The 2,080-nt window shown below is 69.2% G+C and carries 2 protein-coding genes; both read right to left on the minus strand.

The window, feature by feature from the left end:
- On the minus strand, positions 1–877 hold an 877-nt coding region (sucD, locus tag MFF04_RS21500; RefSeq protein WP_238279017.1), incomplete at its 3' end, for a succinate--CoA ligase subunit alpha.
- A gap of 3 nt (positions 878–880) precedes the next feature.
- Positions 881–2,077, minus strand: coding sequence for an ADP-forming succinate--CoA ligase subunit beta (gene sucC, locus MFF04_RS21505; RefSeq protein WP_238279019.1), 1,197 nt, complete (start codon positions 2,075–2,077; stop codon positions 881–883).
- Between the last annotated feature and the right edge of the window lie 3 nt (positions 2,078–2,080).

Raw genomic sequence — 2,080 nt, forward strand, 5'->3', positions numbered from 1 at the left:
TGAGGTGCTGGACGAGAGTTTGACCGAGTCTTGCGGGGGATGGGGAGACGCGGATGCCGGCGTCTTCCATGGCGGCGATCTTGTCCTCGGCGCCGCCCTTGCCGCCGGAGATGATCGCGCCCGCATGCCCCATGCGCCGGCCCGGCGGGGCCGTGCGGCCGGCGATGAAGCCCACCGTCGGCTTCATGCGCCCGCGCCTGGCCTCGTCCTTCAGGAAGGAAGCCGCCTCCTCCTCCGCCGAGCCGCCGATCTCGCCGATCATCACGATCGCCTCCGTCTGCGGGTCGGCCAGGAACAGCTCCAGCACGTCGATGAACTCCGTGCCCTTGACCGGATCGCCGCCGATGCCGACCGCCGTCGTCTGGCCCAAGCCTTCACGGGTCGTCTGGAACACCGCCTCGTAGGTCAGCGTGCCCGACCGCGACACGATCCCGACCTTGCCAGGCCGGAAGATGTTGGCCGGCATGATGCCGATCTTCGATTCCCCCGCCGTGACCACGCCGGGGCAGTTCGGGCCCACCAGACGCGACTTCGAGCCGGCGAGCGCGCGCTTCACCCGCACCATGTCGAGGACGGGAATGCCCTCCGTGATGCACACGATCAGCGGCACCTCGGCCGCCACCGCCTCGAGGATGGCGTCGGCCGCGCCGGGCGGGGGCACGTAGACCACGGAGGCCTCGGCGCCCGTCGCCTCGCGGGCCTCCGCCACGGTGTCGAACACCGGCAGGTTCAGATGGCGCGATCCGCCCTTGCCCGGGCTCGTGCCCCCCACCATCCGCGTGCCGTAGGCGATCGCCTGCTCGGAGTGGAAGGTGCCGTTCTTGCCCGTGAAGCCCTGGCAGATGACCTTGGTGTTCCTGTCGATCAGAACGGACATGCCTCAGGCTCCCTTCACCGCGGCGACGATCTTCTGGGCGGCGTCGTCGAGATCGTCGGCCGGGATCACGTTCAGCCCCGAGCCCCGGATGATCGCCTTGCCCTCCTCGACGTTGGTGCCCTCCAGCCGCACCACCAGCGGCACGGAAAGCCCCACCGCCTTCACCGCCGCGATCACGCCGCGGGCGATGACGTCGCACTTCATGATCCCGCCGAAGATGTTGACCAGGATCCCCTTCACGTTCGGGTCGGCGGTGATGATCTGGAAGGCCGCCGTGACCTTCTCCTCCGTGGCGCCGCCGCCGACATCCAGGAAGTTCGCCGGCTCCTCGCCGTAGAGCTTGATGATGTCGAGCGTGGCCATGGCGAGCCCCGCCCCGTTGACCATGCAGCCGATGGTGCCCTCAAGCGCGATGTAGGCGAGATCGTGCTTGGAGGCCTCGATCTCCTTGGCGTCCTCCTCCGACTCGTCGCGCAGCGCCACGATGTCCGGGTGCCGGTAGAGGGCGTTACTGTCGAACGAGATCTTGGCGTCGAGGCACTTGAGCTGCCCGTCGGCCGTCAGCACCAGCGGGTTGATCTCGAGCAGGCTCATGTCCTTGCCCGTGAAGGCCGCGTAGAGCTTTTCCGCCAGCGCCCCCGCCTGCCTGGCCTGGTCACCGGAGAGGCCGAGCGCCTTGGCGATGGCCCGGCCGTGATGCGGCATCAGGCCGGTGGCCGGATCGACGGGGATGGTGTGGATCTTCTCGGGCGTGTCATGGGCGACCGCCTCGATGTCCATGCCGCCTTCCGTCGAGACCACGAAGGCGACGCCGCCCGTGGCCCGGTCCACCAGCATCGACAGGTAGAACTCGGCGGCGATCTGCGCGCCTTCCTCGATGTAGAGCCGGTTGACCTGCTTGCCCGCAGGCCCCGTCTGCACCGTCACCAGCGTCGCGCCGAGCATCTCGGCGGCGTTCCTCGCCACCTCCTCGACCGAGCGCACCACCCGCACCCCGCCCTTGGCGTCGGGGGCCGCCCCTTTGAACGTGCCCTTGCCGCGCCCGCCCGCGTGGATCTGGCTCTTCACCACCCACACCGGACCCCCGAGCTCCCGCGCCGCTGCCTCGGCCTCCCCCGCCGAGAAGATCGCGACACCCCGCGACACCGGAACTCCATACCCCCCCAAAACACCCTTCGCCTGATACTCGTGTACGTTCATGGC

The organism is Methylobacterium jeotgali, assembly GCF_022179345.1.
Classification (GTDB): Bacteria; Pseudomonadota; Alphaproteobacteria; order Rhizobiales; family Beijerinckiaceae; genus Methylobacterium; species Methylobacterium jeotgali.